Genomic DNA, 17,670 nt, shown 5'->3' on the forward strand with positions numbered 1-17,670 from the left:
CTGCCTGCTATTCGTAGCGAACCCCCAATTAATGAAAGTCGAGAAACGGTACAAGCAAAAATACACCCCCCAGAATTTTATCGGCTAAACTCAGGGGTTTTTCCAATGTCTATTCTAGGGGGTACACTTCATTTTCAAATGATGAAACTAAATTCTTCATCTTTTTCTTGCGACATTCTTGATCTCTAAAGCTGGCGTTTTTTTGTTTAGCGCGCTTCATGCATTAGTTGTAGTAGCTTCTCCCCTCCCATTTTATATGTAGCATCAATGTTAATTGTCTATTCCATCAAATCTGTTACTGCACCTCTTGAAGCAGAGGAAACTAATTTAGCATATTTGGCAAGTACACCGGATTTCACTTTCAGTGGCGGTTGTGCCCAAGCTTGCGCTCGAGCGGCCAACTCTTCTTCTGGCACTTCAACCTTAATTTCCTGAATGTCGCTATCGATGGTGATAATATCTCCATTTTGGAGCAAAGAGATCGGTCCACCTACTTGTGCCTCAGGGGATACATGGCCGACTACAAATCCATGCGAGCCACCCGAGAACCTACCATCTGTTATGAGAGCAACTTTCCCACCGAGACCTTTCCCTACAATGAGTGCTGTAACGGAAAGCATCTCAGGCATACCTGGTCCACCCTTGGGTCCACAATAGCGTATGACCAATACGTCCCCTTCTTGAATTTCATCATTCATGATCGCTTCTGTCGCTTCATCTTCGCTATCGTACACCTTTGTCGGTCCGGAAAACTGTTGTATCTTCATGCCTGACATTTTGGCGACAGCGCCTTCAGGAGCTAGGTTTCCTCGAAGCACAACCAGTGGTCCATTTGGTTTAAGCGGATTATTGAGTGGACGTATAATCTCTTGATCATTCTGAAGTGGAGCAGCTTCCGCTAAATTCTCCGCCAACGTTTTACCAGTTACGGTGAGGCAATCCCCATGAAGTAATCCCTCAGCGAGCAATAGCTTCATTACCCCGGAAACACCACCAATATCATTCAAATCCTGCATGACATACTGACCACTTGGCTTCAGATCTGCCAAATGAGGAACACGCAAGCGAATTCGTTCAAAATCATCCAAGGTTAAATCCACTTCTACGGAGTGCGCAATAGCTAGCAGATGGAGAAAAGCGTTGGTTGATCCCCCTAGAGCCATAACAACGGTGATCGCATTCTCAAATGCTTTCTTCGTCATAATGTCTCTTGGGTAGATTTCCTGTTCAAGAAGTGAGATGACCTGCTTACCGGCTGCTTCGCATTCCAATGCTTTATCCGCTGAGATAGCTGATGTCGAAGAAGAACCAGGCAAACACATACCCATTGCTTCTGCAGCTGCGGCCATCGTATTAGCGGTATACATCCCCCCACAAGCCCCTGGACCTGGACAAACACTGCATTCGACCTTATGCAATTGTTCGTCTGTTATTTTCCATCTTGATATTGCCCAACGGCTTCAAAAGCTGAAACGATATCCACTTTTTTACCGTCGAGATTACCAGGTTGAATGGTTCCTCCATATACATAAACAGAAGGAATATTCATCCGTCCAATAGCCATCAAACATGCAGGCGTATTCTTGTCACACCCACCGATTGCAACAACGCCGTCAAAACGCTCGGCTCCGGTCACAATTTCAATCGAATCAGCTATAGCTTCCCGACTTGGTAGCGAGAACAACATCCCGCCATGCCCCATCGAGATCCCATCAGAAACGGTAATCGTATTAAAAATTAGTGGAGCACCGCCGTTATTACGTGCGCCCCGCTTAGCTTGCACCGCTAAATCATTGATGTGCATATTACACGGTGTTACTTCACTCCACGTACTTGCTATTCCGATCATTGGCTTTTTAAAATCCTCATCTTGAAATCCAACTGCACGCAGCATCGCTCTGTTCGGTACCCGGTTAGCACCTTCACTGATTACCTTGCTACGAATGCGAAGATCTTTTTTATTTTCCATGTTTCTTCCCTCATTTCAAAGTATTTCGTTCAGTTCCTGCATCGGTCGAATAAAATTTTGTTTCATTAAATTATGGGCATCGTTGCTATTTTTGCCTTCAAAAGCTTTAATAATCTGATCATGTTCTTCAACTGAAGCTAGTGTAGCCGTAATAGGTTGTTTTAAAAATACGTATTTAAATCGCCTAATGTGAATCTGAAGAGATGTATTAAATGTAGCTACATAAGGATTATCTGAGAGCTCCACAATATAATTATGAAATTGCTCATCCACCTCCATAGCCTGATAAACTTGTCCATTTTTAATAGAACTTGCGAATTCCAAATTTATGGATCTTAGTTTCTCGATCTGTTCTGGAACAATAGTTTGGGCGGTGATTTCAGCAGCTAAGGCCTGAAGAGCAGCCATCGTTGAATACATCTTAAAAATATCGTTTTTCTCAATATTCGTTACTTTTGTTTCTTTTCCTGGATGCATGGACACGAGGCCTTGAACTTCGAGTAACTGAAATGCCTCCCGAATCGGTGTCCGGCTGACTCCAAGCGATTCAGCCATTTCCGCATCAATAAGCTTTTCACCTGGTTGCAGTGTTCCATCAATGATCCATCGCTGAATCTGAGAAAACGCTCTTTCTTTTGCGGACATACGGACTGGTAAGGAAAAATTTTTAGGAATTGGCATTGTTTTCATCCTCATTGCAATTATTCTTATATGCAATATATCGCATACACGATCGAGAAGCAATTATTATTTCATTTATTCGCTCAATTAAGTTTATCCAGATAACTACCTGTTTTTATTGAGAGTCTGAGACAAAAAAGAGAACTATAATTTAAGAGTCTTTCTTTGAGAAATGTTACATAAGTAATATATTTTAATGTGAATGTTATTATATAAAATTATTTGGTACTAATGAGGGCTTATGTACTTTTTACTTAAGTATACATCTAATCGTAAATCGGACGATGTTCTTGTCCCTCGACATGAGTTTGTAGTTTTAACTCCCACCCCTCCGTCGTATAATCTACCTAAAACGCCGAACTCATATTCCGAGTTCGGCGTTTTTAAAATTCAATGGACACAATTAATATGATAGAACGTTGTGTTAAACGTCTATTTTTAAAATGCTGTTCTACGTCCGCAGGCTTTTGAATGCCTTCCAGCCCTTAGTTTCGGGCTAGATGTTTTTGTTTGTCAGTAAAAAGTATTTTCGTATAACTTCCCCGTATGCGCATCAAGCACTTCGGGCGTCCGCTCGTGCTCGCTACCAATCATTCGATACACTAGTTCGTACGGGGCCTCTTCCGCCCTAGCATTGTGCATCCGTTCCCATTGCAGACGCAGCTTGGCCTGTGCCGTCCATCGGAGGATGGCTGTCTGGTAATCAAATGAAGGCACGGTCTCCAGCTTCTTTAACTGTTCTGGCCTTATGGAGGGGGACATCAAACTTTTGACCCTCCCATTAGAGCGGTCAACAGCTAGTTGATAGCATTCATCCCTGACAGATACGTCTTGAACATATACACCAAAGCGAATGATTTCCAAACGATCTTCGTCGTCGGTCTCTTCAGTTAGAAGCTTGAGATACGGCAACATTTCGGCTGCTAGTCCTCGGACATAGTCCATAGCTACTTCTATACATGCGTCTCGATCCCAGGTTAATGGAGCTAGTTGATCTGGCTTACCATGCGAAACAAAGTCAATCAGTTGTCCGGATTGGCTGTCTACTCGCGCCTTGACTGCTCCCTCCATCTGATCAGCCCAATAGGCCTTCCAAGACCGGTCATTCTTGGCTGGACGCTCTTCATTCTGTTGCTTCCACACCATCAACTTGGTGTTCGAGCCAATATTGTCGTCTTGTACTAACTGAAATTGGTCGTTGTCTACGCCAATCCACTCTTCTAGGCTTCGTGCGGGCGGGAACTCACCTGGCCACTCGTCCAGAGTTCTTGGGTCAGAGGGGACAGCTTCTGCCCTATAGGCTGTCGGAACTTCCTCCTGTGATGATGCAGTATAGATTAGCCCTCTACTTCGGGGGGCGTAAACAAGATGGACCTGATCGTCACCATCCGTGTACACGGCTTTGTCCAATACACAATATTCCACATGTAGCAAAAAATTCGCCTTCATACACGCCATCTGTTCCTCTTCTGGTGTGATCATGGTTGGGAGTGCTGGCCCTGGAACGGTTCCAAAGTACCTAAATCCGACCACGCGACCGCTGGGATGAACCATAATCAGGCATCCCGTCTCAGGAAGTGGCAGCCCCATCGCCTTCTGCTGTCGTGTGTACACAAACATCCCTTCCATCCACTCCATCTCACAATACGGAAAATCACGCAGTGCGCCGGGATAATGATCTTCCAGGAATTGCTCTGCCTGCTGTTTGAGCTCCTCCTCAGATATCCGTGTCTCGTTGTCCAATGAGGCCCAGGAAATGGCATAGTCTAGCAAGTTGCCGTCCCTGGAGAGCGTGGCAGAAACGGCGTCATCACTCCCCGTTTTAACCCATAAGAATCCCGCTTCTCCCTTCCCTGTTCCCCTCCCGGTGTTCTCTTGATAGTCATTGACGATCAGATCATAATCCGGTGAAACGGCAAACTGGTGCTCTGCCTGTTGTCTTAACTGCAGGCGTAATGTATCCAGGTCTCGTTCGAGAAAATCTTGAGCCATTTCGTTGCGCAAATGTTCCAGCCCCTTCCGTAATTGTGTTTTTACAGTACCTAATGGCATATCCAGGAGATGGGCGATTTGCTGCTGGGTCAGGTCCTTCTTATATTTTAAGAACAGGAGCTGACGCAGCTTCGGATTCAGACTGGCCAATGCACGCTCCAGATCCAGGGTTTGATCGATATCATTAACGACCAATGGCTCTTGCGCCTGCGGGTCTTCGCTCAGGTGAACACGCTTGGATTTCTTCAAATGATTGAGCGCCCGGTTCACCACAATTCTGGTAAGCCAGCTCTCAAACGCTTCGGCTTGCTGCAGCGTTTGCAGTGACTCATAAGCCTTAACCAGGGCATCCTGAACGATATCCTCCGCATCTTTGGACTCCCGTACATAATGGCGAGCCACTCGGTGCAGCTTATCCGTTCGATCCTTTATAAGAGAAACGAAGGCATCGTGATCTCCGTTTTGTGCGGCGTTGATTTGTTGCTGTGCATCGATCATTGTCGTTCACCTCCTGTTATATAGACAGTTAACTCGGGGGTTTGGATTTAATTAATGTAACATTATTCTTATAGTTGTTCCCAAATAAGTGCATATGCTGATTATTTAGATATACACCTAATCGGCAATCGGTACAAGTTCTTATCCTTAGCTTGGGACAAGAACTTGTACCGAAAAATAAAAAAGCCGCTAAAATAGCGACTTCAATGGGAATATGTTCTTGTCCCTCGACAATTCATTTTGGAATGGGCTGGAAAAATGTTGATTCTCGTGATGTCAGGGCATCCTGTCGTCGATCGCTCAGCATGGGCCAGTACCTTCAGTTCTTTCACTTCATCAGTTCCAATTATAAAGGTGAACATGAGTTGTGGCTGGATCTTTATGGCAGATTTCCAGTGCTCGCTTCGTTGAGCCCCTTTACTGCCCATTAGCCCTTTCATCTCTGCTGTACCTTCTTCCAACAGAATTACCCGTTTTGTCGTAACAACTCCGTGCATAACTTCATCGTCGAACGAATTGAATACAGTAAACGTGATAGATTTACGAAAACACGTTACATGCAATTTTAGGTAGCTATTTAAAAGCTCGACTTATTTTAAATTTCAGGATAATCTTGTAATTCTCTTGATCTTCAGATGAAGAGAATTGTCCTATCATCCGATGCATAACTTTTTCTATGATTTTTTCACCCAATTTATAACTTTCTACAGATTCATTATTTATTTTTAATTTGTTTTCTACACAAATCACAAAATGATTATCTTCTATATAAGTAAATAAATTAATTTTTTGCTCTCGATCTGCATATTTTAGTATGTTCGACAGAAAATTATCAAATACACGTCCAATATTTTCCATATCCACAATAATTATGACATCCGTAGGGGAGGCATTTACAAGTACCTGAAATCCTTCCGCTCGAAGTACAGCTGTAATATCTGACAATACATCATGAATTGATTCCCGAACTGAAAGGGTTACTAAGTCTGCCTCCCTCTCTTTATCTAATAAAAAATATGAAAACAGATCGTCTGTACGATTCTTAAGTTGGAGAGCCTTTTGATACGCACTCTCGATTTGATACCTTGTTTCTACACATAAATCTTCTGGTGTATTACGGGCAAACTCTAAATACATGATGAGAGATGTCAGTGGCGTACGCATATCGTGAGACATTTCGGTTGCAAGATTTCTACTCTCATTTTGCAAATTTTCTATCCTTTCTAACCTGCCTAAAAATGCTTTACGTAGTTCCTCTATACTTTCCGCAATCATCGCCAATTCATCATACCCTCGTACCGTTATAGAATAGTCTAATGAGCCGCCTTCAAGGATATGAATTTCATTATTAATTGTGCGTAAATATTTGATCCCTCTACGTATTCCTAATAAAACAATGGTTATAAATAACATTGCGGACAGCAATATTTCAAGCATGTAGGCCACATTATAGTAGTGAGAAAAATAAAATCCATAGATTGAAACGTTACCTGTCCCATCCTTAAATTGTACTGGGTAAGAGTTCCGTCGATCATAATCAGTTTCAGGCTGACTTCCATATGCTCCTTCGTCATCAGCATGGTACAAGGAATCATATTGAAGCACCTGGTTCTGAAATACGTATAAAAATAAATTACTCTTCTGACTTTTAATCCAGTCTGAAAACGCAATACGATCTGTCGTTGACAGATCGTTTGCTGAAACATATTCTGAAAATTTTTGGACGTAAACTTGAGATTCGGACTTTAAACGCTCATCAGAAGTAAAATAATGATCCATAACCCGATTGCTTATGGACTGCAAAAGTAAAAAACAAAGAACACTTATGGTGAGAGCAATAATTATTAAAACAGTCAACTTTTTAGTTATAGTAAGTTTATGAGTGGCCAAAACGGTAACCTCTTCCCCATTCCGTTAAGATATACGCTGGTTTTGCTGGATCTTCTTCGATTTTCAATCGTAATTTTCGGATGTGTACTACTACCGTATTATTTGAACTGTAGAAATAAGGTTCTTTCCAAATACTCTCATAAATATTTTGGGCAGAGAAAATTTTATTTCTTCTGGTCATCAACAGTTTAAGTAGACCGTACTCCAGATCGGAAAGCTCAATCTTCTGACTGCCTTTCCATACATCGTTAAATTGTTCACTTACTTTTAAGCGTCCTCCGATAAGAAATGTTTCGCCATAATCCTTTTTATCTTGATAAATCGTATACCTACGCAACAAAGCAATAACTCTTGCCAGAAGCTCCTGTACAGAAAAAGGTTTAGTTAAGTAATCATCTCCACCAGCAAGCAAACCTTCCGTTTTGTCCAAAGTTCCGGATTTAGCAGTTAGAAAAAGAATAGGAACATTGTATCGTTCTCTGATTCGTATACAAGCCTCCAGTCCGTTTATTCCAGGCATCATAATATCCAGAATCACCAAATCCAATGACTCATTTACTAATTCAATTCCCTGTTCTCCATCTTTAGCTGTTGTTACTTCATAACCTTCACGGACAAGAGACATACGTAGCAGATCACGAATTTCCTGATCATCTTCAACCACTAAAATCCGGCTTGTCATAGTTCACCTCATACTTGATTTAACTTTTAGCTATCCGTGCGAAGCAATGGCTGTGTACTGCAACGGAAAGCTCCACCGAAAGAACGAGAAATTTCGTAATCAACATATTCTACTTTGATTCCTCTTTTCTCAAGCTCTTTTCCAATTGTATTTTTGAATGCAATGTCCGTAACATATACTTTGCTACTGATTGGCAATCCATTTACTGCCAAATCTTGAGCATCCTTGTAACTCACTTCGATTTTGTCCCAATTTTTAAGTTCTTCTGGGAGCCCATTGGCTAACGAATCCATGCTAACAATCATTAATCCATCTCTTACAAAACTGATAGCACAATCCAGGTGCAATGTGCCAGGCTCTAGCTTCACCTCAACCACCTTATAACCTGATGGTGTCAAATAGTTTCTGAGCCAATCAATACCGGCTTTGTTTGAAGCTAGACCAGAATTACCGACGAATACAGTCTTTCCATACACGAGGATATCTCCACCTTCAAGGTAAGGACCGGCAGCAGAGTTGATTCCTTTAGAAACGTCTGGTTGTGGGACAGCTACATGCGGAACGTTATTTTGGGCTGCTTCCTTATCCAGAATACTTCTAACAGGTAAAACCTCAAGTCTCCGGTAAGCCGATTTAAATGAACCTTCAATTAGATGATTTCCGATTGTGAAGAATGGATCTCTGACAAAGAAATTAGTTACTCCTTCGCCACCTGTAATGCCATCTTTCACAGCCCCTAGTTGTTTTTCCTTTTCAGTTAAAAGGCGTGGACGTTGAACCTCAACTCCGTATTTTTCAAGAACCTTTTTAAGATCTTCACGCTCTTTTTCCCACTTTTCCTGTGCCTCTGCCGGATCCGTATTCATTATAGACATGCCTCCTTCAGGCATAGGCATGTCTCCTTCTGGAAAATCATCAAAATTGAAGTGCATAAAAGCTTCAGATTGTGTCAATACAACTCTTTTTAGCGTGGCGAACTCACTCTCTACATATACATTGTTTTTCTCACTTTTTGTAGTCACAGTTCCATTCACTTCCGTAACTCTATTAACTTTAGACACACCAGTCGCCCCTGCCACTGGTAATATGCTAGTTACCAGTACAAGTGATAATGCTGTTGATCCAACCCACTTCAAACTCTTTCTTTTCATATTAATGCCCTCCTAATAATTTGTTTTAATGCTTACAGTTTGAATTATAGAGAGCAATTCTTAACAGTTTATGAAGGCATACTATTTTAATTTAAACTCCTTCCCGTAAGGTCTGACAAGAGATCTTTTAAATGAATCACATCTTCTTCCATCAAAAACTTAGATACCCGCTTCTCCATGTTTTGGCTCACGCAGTTTAATAGAAGGATTGCTAGATAGATAGGTTTCTTCATATGTAAAGCAAAATAAGGAACGTTCAAAACGGATACGGTGCCCTAGGCTGCTTGGTTTTAGACGATCAGGTTGCTTTGCTAAGTATTCCTTCAGGAGATTTAGAGTTACTCCCGAAATATCTACAATCCCTTGATCAGAAACCAACATCTTGAGTTGTAAAGCATACGCACACAATGTATTCAGGCTCAACCCTTGAATTCGTTTATCTGCCTCATAATGATTCCAAAGTTCACTTAAATTCATAATAAAACCTCCTATTAAGAGCAATTAATTTTAGTTTGCTTCAAATAGAAGGTTTTAATTTGGGGCTATTTAACTAAAGTTTCCCGTTAGTTGATTAATGATCTAACCCTTGCCCCAAATAAGTCTTTTGAAGTAAATCCATATTGGTGTATTATTTGGAGATTTATTGTGTTAGCAATCATCTCAATTTCAGATGAATTGTATGAAGTCATATCCATTTTCGAAATGATCACTTGCTTATCCATCTCACTTGATAAAGAAAAGATAATTTGTTTCTTTATATCATCATTTAAACCTTCAAACAGGAGCACAAGGTTTTCAAGGTCATCTTTGCTACCTCTCATCAAACTGGGGGATTGTATAGTAATATGTCCTGGAGATGAAGATTTGATAGCATAAATTTCAATGATGTCATCCATTTCAATTTTTATGTTTATGCCTTCTTCTGTTTCAACAAATAGACACCCCTCATTTAATTCTTTAGAAACACCAGGGAAAAATTCATCTTGAATATTAACTTTAAATACTACTGAACGTTGTTCTTTAACTGTCATCTCAATAAATTGTCTCTTATTCATCATATTATGCAATGTTTCCCCTCCCTTTTAGAGATAAAGTATTCTATATAAAGGAACCAAGTTCTTGTCCCGCGACAAATAATAACTAACAGTTCAACGGCAAGTTTAAAGGCCATCCTCCTTTGTGGGATGGCCTTTCCTGTACATATTCCTCCATTAATAATACTGCCTTATAGGTTTTGTTAGCATTATTCAAATTATAACTGGCTGGAAGATTACTTGGGTCCTTCAGTAAAGCAGAACTAATGTCTAAAGTGCCTTGTTTATCCCTTTGTTGTTTAGAACACTAAGGAGATGTAAGCATCTCTTCAGCAATTTTGACCAGATCCTTTTTACCTAAATTGCTGTCTCCATTATTGGATATTTCATACAACAAATGATTGTGATCGTCCCTCCATCCAATCCGATGGTAAGGAACGGAATTAGTTGCCCTATCCTTAATATCGGATTGAATATAATAGACCTCATTACCTTGGATGTTCAGCTTCTCGGATTTAGCGTGATCGTCCTGGAATATGGTCACTTTGGAGTCGGGGAATATTCTTGTTGCCATTACAGTTACAACGTTCTTCCCCTTGACATAGCGTGCCAAAGAGAAATCAGCCTTATTCCAATTCAGTTTTTGAATATAGACCCGTTGCCCATCCGAAGAAGATTCAGCTTGTCTTCTAAGGTCGTCTGTTAACTTCAGGTAAGCAGCATCTGAGAGATGGTTTGTATACAGATCGGCAGGATAAACGTATCCGTAATCAAACTGGTACCCTTGAGGAAGTTGCGTTATTGATTTTAAAACTGGAGCTTGCGTCCGTGTAATTTCAGCTTGCAAACTGCTGAAATTTGAATACTCGATCCACTTATATTCAAATTTTACGGGGGTTAATTTATCCGCGTTGTTAATTAACTCATCTTTGACATAATAGGCTACATAATCCCCAGGTTGCAATTGTTCTTTAATCTGATTTGTGTAAAAGCCCAGTCTTTTTGTGTAATTGGTAACAAAGTCAGTAGGCTCTTTGGCGGCGGCAGTGTTTAGTACCACCTCTCCTTTATTGTTAAGGAATTCAATATATTGTGAGGCCGCATACCCTGTCACTGATACTCCAAGAACGATCATTGCGGTTAGCCCGGGAACCACGAATCTTTGACGAACTTGTGCTCTGGCATGCAAACCTCTCTTGTGAACTGCCAGCTTATGGACCCGAGTCATGACTTTGTCAGTGACATCAAAATTCTGAAACTCCTCTTGGATCAAGAGATCCATTTCTTTCAGATTTTCGTTTTGAGAAGTACGTTGTAATTTTGGCATAGTTCTTCCTCCTTTGGTTTCATCCATTTTTTGAGTTTGATTTTGGTTCTAGCAAACTTTTTCTTGACGGCATCGGGACTTTTATTCAAAATTTCAGCTATTTCTACAAACGATTTTTCTTCAAAAACGCGCAGAATCAGTAGGTTCCGTTCAACCACATTTAGTTTTTCAAGCGCCCGGCTTAGTGGTTCGTTAAAGAGTTGGTTATCCAGCATCTCTGCAGGACTAATGGCAGTTTGATCTTGAGCCATTAGTCTGAACTTCCATTTCTGTTGCATTTTTTTTCGACGGATTATGTTTATGCAGTGATGATAGGCTATTTTGTAGAGCCAGGCGGAGAAATTCACCTCAGGTTTATAGGCATCTATTTTCTCATAGGCCTTAACCAGAACGTCCTGAACAGCATCCTCAGCTTCCTGTTTGTTTGAAATAAGTCTCCAGCAATACATAAATATCTGTTTTTGGTATTTTTGAACGATATAAACGTATTCCTGAGTTTCGCCCGCTTGTACTCTTTTAATTCTGTATTCAGTTTCCTCATACATGTTTCTTTAAGACACCTCCCAGGTATTAACGATGAAGTTTATATATGTATAACAAACGAGGTAGTTCTAAAGGGACATTTTTTAGAAAAGTCTCTAAATTGTTGTTCAACCATATCCTCCTTATTTGTTTGTGATACAGAATCGGTCTGGTTAATAGGTCTCAGATTATTGACAACAGTACCAATCAAAACCCAAACACTGTAAGAGCAAATTCAACATCTAATGTTTCAATAATAGAGCGTTAGAATCTCTGCTTCTATAGAGCGCGGCTAAAACTCTAGCTTGCCTAAAATTAATAAATAATGGGATTTTGTTTAACCAAGCTTGACTCACAGTATTTTCCTTACAATAGCCGTTTAAGAAGTTGCAATAGTAACGCTTTGCAATCTCCTTCCTTACATATCCAGACACAACCCAAGGAATAGGGATTTCATAGAATATTTGTCGGATGATATTCTTAGATGTTAATAGGAGGAAAACATGAAAAAGCAACCTCAAATAACAGAGAAAACAAGACAAACCTTTGTTGGAGTTTTTTGTGAGTTATATAGCCAAAAACCAATCGAGAAAATTTCAGTTCAGGAAATCGCGAATAAGTCAGGATATAACCGTAGCACCTTTTATCAATACTTTACTGATATTTACGAATTGTTAGATGCTCTTGAAAATGACTTATTGAACGACATAAAAGAAGAATTGGCGAAAAAAGAGCTATCGATGCATACGGTTCAAGATGCGCTCCATTGTCTGGACAAAAAAGAACATCTTTTGGTTCTCCATGCCCTTTTAGGTGATTATGGAAGTCCCCGTTTTTTAAAACGCTTAAAAAAAGAAATTACTCTAAATCAGTTGGAATTAAATGTTCCGCAAAACCCTGCCTTAACGCCATACTTGATTGAGTTTTACCTGTCAACCTCCCTTTCCTTATTTCGTCTTTGGCTCCAGCGACAAAAGGATTTATCGTCAGAAGAGTTTTTCAAGTTAGTGGACAACCTCTACTCAAAGGGGGTTACGTCCTATTCTAAAGAATGAGTCTGGCATTCAAACCTAATCGGTGTATAGTACAATAAAAAAACTGCCCTTTCTTGTGGTACGGTTCACGCTTAAACTATCTTGCCCGTTAGTTTAAGGAATTGAAGGACAAGATGACGATTAGATACACGCCTAATCGGCAATAGGAACATGTTCTTGTCCAATACGGTAATCGGTACAAGTTCTTGTCCTTGGCCCGGGACAAGAACTTGTACCGATAAAACAAAAAAGCCGCTAAAATAGCGACTTCAATGGGACCATGTTCTTGTCCCTCGACATTGTAGGTATTGTTGGCTCGGGACAAGAACTTGTACCGATAAATAAAAAAGCGGCTAAAATAGCGACTTTAATGGGAATATGTTCTTGTCCCTCGACAGCACCAATTAAAACTGCATTGCAGGTTGTATTTAGGTTATTCGCCGAAACGAATATTTTTAACAGTTTTATTGACTAACGAGAAGTTCTGGAAAGTCCGTGGTCCACCCTCTCCTAATGGCGCCTGTGCTTCAAGGCCAACCTTAATGGTCTCTTCCACTGGTAGTGTAAAGAAACGCATCATCACATATTTGAGACCATCCAGTGAATAGTGGAATGCAAAGGAATTGCCGACTCGTGCTATTTGTAGCCAAATGGTGTCACTGTCGATATTGGACCCGTTTGCATCATCCGATGTTTGATTTGTTACTACGCTAACTACTGCATGTGTATCAAAATCTGTTTTTTCAAAACAAGCTTTAGCCCACACCTGGAAATCCTGCATAATCATAAGTGTTGCTGAATCATAAGTGTCCTTAAATCCATGGGAGACTTGAGCACGCATTACAAAATCCCCCGTAACTTCTTGATAATAAAAAGGTGCATTGGCAAGACTCTCTGGTGTGATCCCTTCTTCTGAAACGGGTCCAGGTCCACAATTATTAAAGAAATCGGATTTAGCAGTTGCCTCAATAATCAATTTGTCATTCTCAAAGGTTGCTTTGCTTTCATTAATCCATTTGAAATGTTCAAAAGCTGATTTTTCCATCTAATTGCCTCCTTAAATTATGTCACAAAGTATCACTAAAACTTTAAGGCTTAATAACCATGTAACTTAGGTCACTTTATAAACGTATATTGAAATCATGTTACAAAATGGCAATGTTTCTTTTACCGAATTACTGTGGTTGACCTCTGAGAATTCTATCTTATATTAGTTTCCCCCTACTGTCGTGTACAGTGGCATTCTTTTTAATAAAACGATCGTTCTTGAAAAAGAATACATTGATTCTTAGGTGTTTGAAAACTAGGAGTCAGATTAATGACTTTTCCAAATCAAATATAGCTACTTGGGAACGATCAGTCAACATATCGGTTACATGGATTGAGATCGTTTTTTGTAATCGTAGTCCTTTAGCTCCTCTTTTTTTGTTGTATTTACAACAAAAAAATTATCGTTTATAATCATTCTAAAAGTATGTTTAATTTGTTTTTAATTACAAAATGAATTTCTGAAAGGATTATAAGAAATGAAATCAAAAAAAATAGACTCAATTGAGGGGCTCAACATCGCTTTTCAAATAAGAGAAGAAGTGTTTGTGAAAGAACAAAATGTACCAATTGAAGATGAGTTTGATGATTATGATAATTTAGATGGACAGTGTGAGCACATCCTGGTCTATTTTAATGAACTACCCGCCGGAACAGGCAGAATTATTATTCGAGATGGCGTAGGTAAATTAGATCGAATATGTATCTTAAAACCTTATCGCGAATATGGTCTCGGTAAATTAATCGTTACATCACTGGAAGAAATTGCAGAAAATAAAGGAATATCCAAAGTTAAATTACACGGACAGACACATGCAGAGGGATTTTATCACAAGCTAGGATACCATACTACCTCCGATGTATTTATGGAAGATGGAATTCCGCATTATCTAATGGTAAAAGATTTATTATCGAAATGATGCCATTATCACGTGTAAATCAATGTTTAATTTATGCAATAGGTATCTTAATTCTAACTCTTGGCATTACCTTGACCATACAATCAGATTGTTTTTCAAATTTTTGTGTTTCGGCTGCGTTTTGGTTGTTGCAGGAATAGGAACGGCCATGTATCTACAGACCAATTTTGCACCGATTCCGATCGATCGGTTAACACTCTCACTAAAAAAATAACTCGAACGAATATATTTTTTTCGAGATTCGAGAACTCTGATTAACGTTGTACTTCTGTTCACGGCATTCATTTTTGGTGGACCCATAGGTATAGGAACTGCACTGGCTGTCTGCTACAGTGGGGCCATTTTAAATGTTTTTATGCCATGTATCAGAAAGATGATAGAAAAATTGAGTTCAACAGAACCAGGAAGTAATGAGGTGGATGGAAACAATTCCGCTAAAATCATCGTGTATATAAGACTTTAGTCTTTATGAGTTGTATCTACTCATTATTTAGGTCTTTGTCTAATCGGATATGGGAACAAGTTCTTGTCCCTCAACGGCTAGTTTTATTATGAAATCTCACTAATGTAATCCTTAGCAACCCGTGTTTACCCTCAGAAACTCAGTTGCTTCATCTTGACGCGACAATTGTATAATGTGTATTTGTCCTAATAAAGCCTTACCTGAATGTACTTTTTACTTAGATATTCATCTAATCGGTAATCGGACCATCTTCTTGTCCATTTCGGTAATCGGTACAAGTTCTTGTCCTTGGCTCGGGACACGAACTTGTACCGATAAAACAAAAAATCCGCTAAAATAACGGCTTCAATGGGAATATGTTCTTGTCCCTGGACAGCATAACACATAGTGCTGTTATTGAGCTAATGTCAATTTATATGATCTCTTGACTTTAAAAAAATAGCCCGCTATGCGAGCGAGCTTGATAATCATCTTCATTGAGTTAAAGAACATAAGGAGTTGCCTCTACACTTTTATTGTAATTACTGGACTACCCGCAGAAATATTTTGTGCCCCCATCCGACTTACTGACACATAATTGTCAGAGTTCGTTATTATCAGCGGAGTAATCAATTCAAAACCTCTTTCTTTAATTTTCGCCAAATCTACTTCCATCAGGACATCACCGACATTCACCAAATCACCTTCTTGGACTTTGAGAGAGAAGCCCTCGCCTTTCAGTTTGACCGTATCAAGGCCAACATGGATAAGAACCTCCACACCATCGTTGGCAATGACTGCAATCGCATGTCTTGATTTGGTTATCGTGGTAACTACACCTTCAACAGGAGATACAATCGTTCCGTTTGAAGGGATAATTGCAATTCCTTTGCCCATCGCTTCACTAGAGAACGCCTCATCTGCAACATTTGCAAGGTCAACAACCTCTCCAGTCACAGGGCTATACACCGTCATCTCTGCTTTCGTAACAGATGAACTTGAACCTTCATCCGTTTCCTCAATACCGGAAACAGATACGGAATCCGTTGTGCTTTGCGTTGCTAACTCGCCGGATTTGGTGCGGGTTTGGTATCCCCACAGATAGGTCAAAATGAAACCAACCACCAGACCCACCGCCATTTGCAACACATAACCATAGAAGCCGGGATCAATGCCTTGAGGATTGACTGCACCAGGAATACCGAATACGCCGGATGGAGCAAATGCATAAACTTTGGACAAAAAGGCTCCACCGATCACTCCACCAATACTACCACCAATAATCGCCATTATGAGCGGTTTTTTTTGAGGAAGCAGTACACCGTAAAGTGCAGGTTCACTCACACCGAGCAATGCTGTGCCACCCGTTGAAATACCCAGTGTTTTCAGCTGTTTATCCCGTGCTCTCAGTCCAAAGGCCAAGGCTGCGCCTGCCATCGCAAACTGATTCGCTGCCAGTAACCCCATCACAGAATCGTAACCAACAGTTGCCATGTTGTTAATAAAGATTGGGATAAAGGCCCAGTGCAAACCAAACATGACGATCAGAATCCATGGTCCACCCAATACAAGTCCAGCAAGAATCGGATTAAAATTGTAGATAGCCGTTGTAATATCAGCAAGACCGTTACTGAGGTATGTGATTACAGGACCGATGATGAACAGTGTCAGTGGCACCGTAACCAAGAGTACGATAAATGGAGCCAGAAAATATCTAAAACCTTGCGCGATACGCTTCTCAATAACACGATTTAACAGGGATGCAAACCATACTGCAACAATTGCGGGGAATACGGATGATGTGTAATTCATGATATTCATCGGCAGACTGAGGAAGGTCAACTGCTGCTCAGAGCCTACAAAACTCACTAGCGCGGGGTAGACCATGGAACTTCCAATAATCATTCCCACATATTGATTCAAGCCAAAGTATTTGGCGGCGGAGCTACCCAGGAAAATCGGGAAGAAATAAAACAGTGCATCACCGATAGCATTCAGTACGATATACGTTCCATCCGTTGCCGTCAGAGCACCGAATGCAGATAGACAAGCCAGCAATCCTTTAATAATACCACTTGCTGCAAGCGCTCCCATAACAGGCATAAAAACACCGGAAATCATGGATGTGAAGCGGTCAAAGAGACTTTTTTTCTCACCTTGTATCTCATTGGAGGATTCAGTATTGCTCATGTCTCCCAGGAGGGAAGACAGCTCATTAAATACGGGAACAACCTGATTCCCGATGACCACCTGATATTGTCCTCCTTGCTGAATAACGGTCAGCACGCCATCCATTGCTTTGATCTCTTCGGCATTGGGGATTTTGCTGTTTTTGAGTTCGAATCTCAACCGGGTTACACAGTGGGTAACCTTATTGATATTTTCTTTGCCTCCGACACTGCGTAACACATCCGTTGCCAGTTGACGATGATCCATGCCTGCTCACTCCTTCATGGGTGAGATATGGAATGAACAAATAAG

The 17,670-nt window shown here is 40.4% G+C and carries 13 protein-coding genes and 1 pseudogene; 2 read left to right on the plus strand and 12 right to left on the minus strand.

Going from position 1 to position 17,670, the window contains the following annotated elements; genetic code table 11:
* Positions 1-278: 278 nt before the first annotated feature.
* The 10 genes and pseudogenes from ilvD to MHI01_RS01970 form a co-directional block, all read right to left on the minus strand.
* Positions 279-1,969: pseudogene (gene ilvD, locus MHI01_RS01925) on the minus strand (dihydroxy-acid dehydratase).
* 15 nt (positions 1,970-1,984) lie between these two features.
* The gene (locus tag MHI01_RS01930) at positions 1,985-2,650 is read right to left on the minus strand and encodes a GntR family transcriptional regulator (RefSeq protein ID WP_340982388.1); all 666 of its coding nucleotides are present in this window, start codon (positions 2,648-2,650) and stop codon (positions 1,985-1,987) included.
* Between the two features lie 513 nt (positions 2,651-3,163).
* Positions 3,164-5,140, minus strand: a complete 1,977-nt coding sequence (locus MHI01_RS01935; RefSeq protein ID WP_340982389.1) for a sigma-70 family RNA polymerase sigma factor — start codon at positions 5,138-5,140, stop codon at positions 3,164-3,166.
* Between the two features lie 573 nt (positions 5,141-5,713).
* Positions 5,714-7,030: a sensor histidine kinase gene (locus MHI01_RS01940; protein WP_340982390.1), complete on the minus strand. Its 1,317-nt coding sequence runs from the start codon at positions 7,028-7,030 to the stop codon at positions 5,714-5,716.
* Positions 7,017-7,712 carry a response regulator transcription factor gene (locus tag MHI01_RS01945; RefSeq protein WP_036673666.1) on the minus strand — a complete coding sequence of 232 codons (696 nt, stop codon included), beginning with the start codon at positions 7,710-7,712 and terminating at the stop codon, positions 7,017-7,019. Before MHI01_RS01945 ends, MHI01_RS01940 begins: the two co-directional genes overlap by 14 nt.
* A gap of 26 nt (positions 7,713-7,738) precedes the next feature.
* Entirely contained in the window at positions 7,739-8,863 is a 1,125-nt protein-coding gene (locus MHI01_RS01950) for a dimethylarginine dimethylaminohydrolase family protein (RefSeq protein WP_340982391.1), read from the minus strand.
* Between the two features lie 159 nt (positions 8,864-9,022).
* Complete coding sequence (locus MHI01_RS01955) at positions 9,023-9,340, minus strand: hypothetical protein (protein ID WP_340982392.1); 318 nt, start codon at positions 9,338-9,340, stop codon at positions 9,023-9,025.
* 86 nt (positions 9,341-9,426) lie between these two features.
* On the minus strand, positions 9,427-9,918 hold the full coding sequence (locus tag MHI01_RS01960) for a hypothetical protein (RefSeq protein WP_340982393.1): 492 nt from the start codon (positions 9,916-9,918) through the stop codon (positions 9,427-9,429).
* 286 nt (positions 9,919-10,204) lie between these two features.
* Positions 10,205-11,224 carry a DUF4367 domain-containing protein gene (locus tag MHI01_RS01965; RefSeq protein WP_340982394.1) on the minus strand — a complete coding sequence of 340 codons (1,020 nt, stop codon included), beginning with the start codon at positions 11,222-11,224 and terminating at the stop codon, positions 10,205-10,207.
* Positions 11,185-11,769 (minus strand): RNA polymerase sigma factor, encoded by a 585-nt coding sequence (locus MHI01_RS01970; protein WP_076317726.1) that lies wholly within the window; start codon positions 11,767-11,769, stop codon positions 11,185-11,187. The genes MHI01_RS01965 and MHI01_RS01970 overlap by 40 nt, the downstream gene beginning before the upstream one ends.
* Before the next feature lie 480 nt (positions 11,770-12,249).
* On the opposite strand from MHI01_RS01970, the gene MHI01_RS01975 reads away from it, so the two are divergent.
* The gene (locus tag MHI01_RS01975; RefSeq protein WP_282321218.1) at positions 12,250-12,801 is read left to right on the plus strand and encodes a TetR/AcrR family transcriptional regulator; all 552 of its coding nucleotides are present in this window, start codon (positions 12,250-12,252) and stop codon (positions 12,799-12,801) included.
* 412 nt (positions 12,802-13,213) lie between these two features.
* Here MHI01_RS01975 and MHI01_RS01980 read toward each other — a convergent pair whose 3' ends face one another.
* On the minus strand, positions 13,214-13,825 hold the full coding sequence (locus tag MHI01_RS01980) for a DUF1349 domain-containing protein (RefSeq protein ID WP_036673660.1): 612 nt from the start codon (positions 13,823-13,825) through the stop codon (positions 13,214-13,216).
* A 481-nt stretch (positions 13,826-14,306) separates the two neighbouring features.
* Here MHI01_RS01980 and MHI01_RS01985 point away from each other — a divergent pair, with 481 nt between their 5' ends.
* The gene (locus MHI01_RS01985; protein WP_036673659.1) at positions 14,307-14,747 is read left to right on the plus strand and encodes a GNAT family N-acetyltransferase; all 441 of its coding nucleotides are present in this window, start codon (positions 14,307-14,309) and stop codon (positions 14,745-14,747) included.
* Between the two features lie 967 nt (positions 14,748-15,714).
* Here MHI01_RS01985 and MHI01_RS01990 read toward each other — a convergent pair.
* Positions 15,715-17,625 (minus strand): beta-glucoside-specific PTS transporter subunit IIABC, encoded by a 1,911-nt coding sequence (locus tag MHI01_RS01990; protein WP_340982395.1) that lies wholly within the window; start codon positions 17,623-17,625, stop codon positions 15,715-15,717.
* Between the last annotated feature and the right edge of the window lie 45 nt (positions 17,626-17,670).

This window comes from Paenibacillus sp. FSL M7-0656, from assembly GCF_038003225.1.
GTDB classification, from domain to species: Bacteria; Bacillota; Bacilli; order Paenibacillales; family Paenibacillaceae; genus Paenibacillus; species Paenibacillus amylolyticus.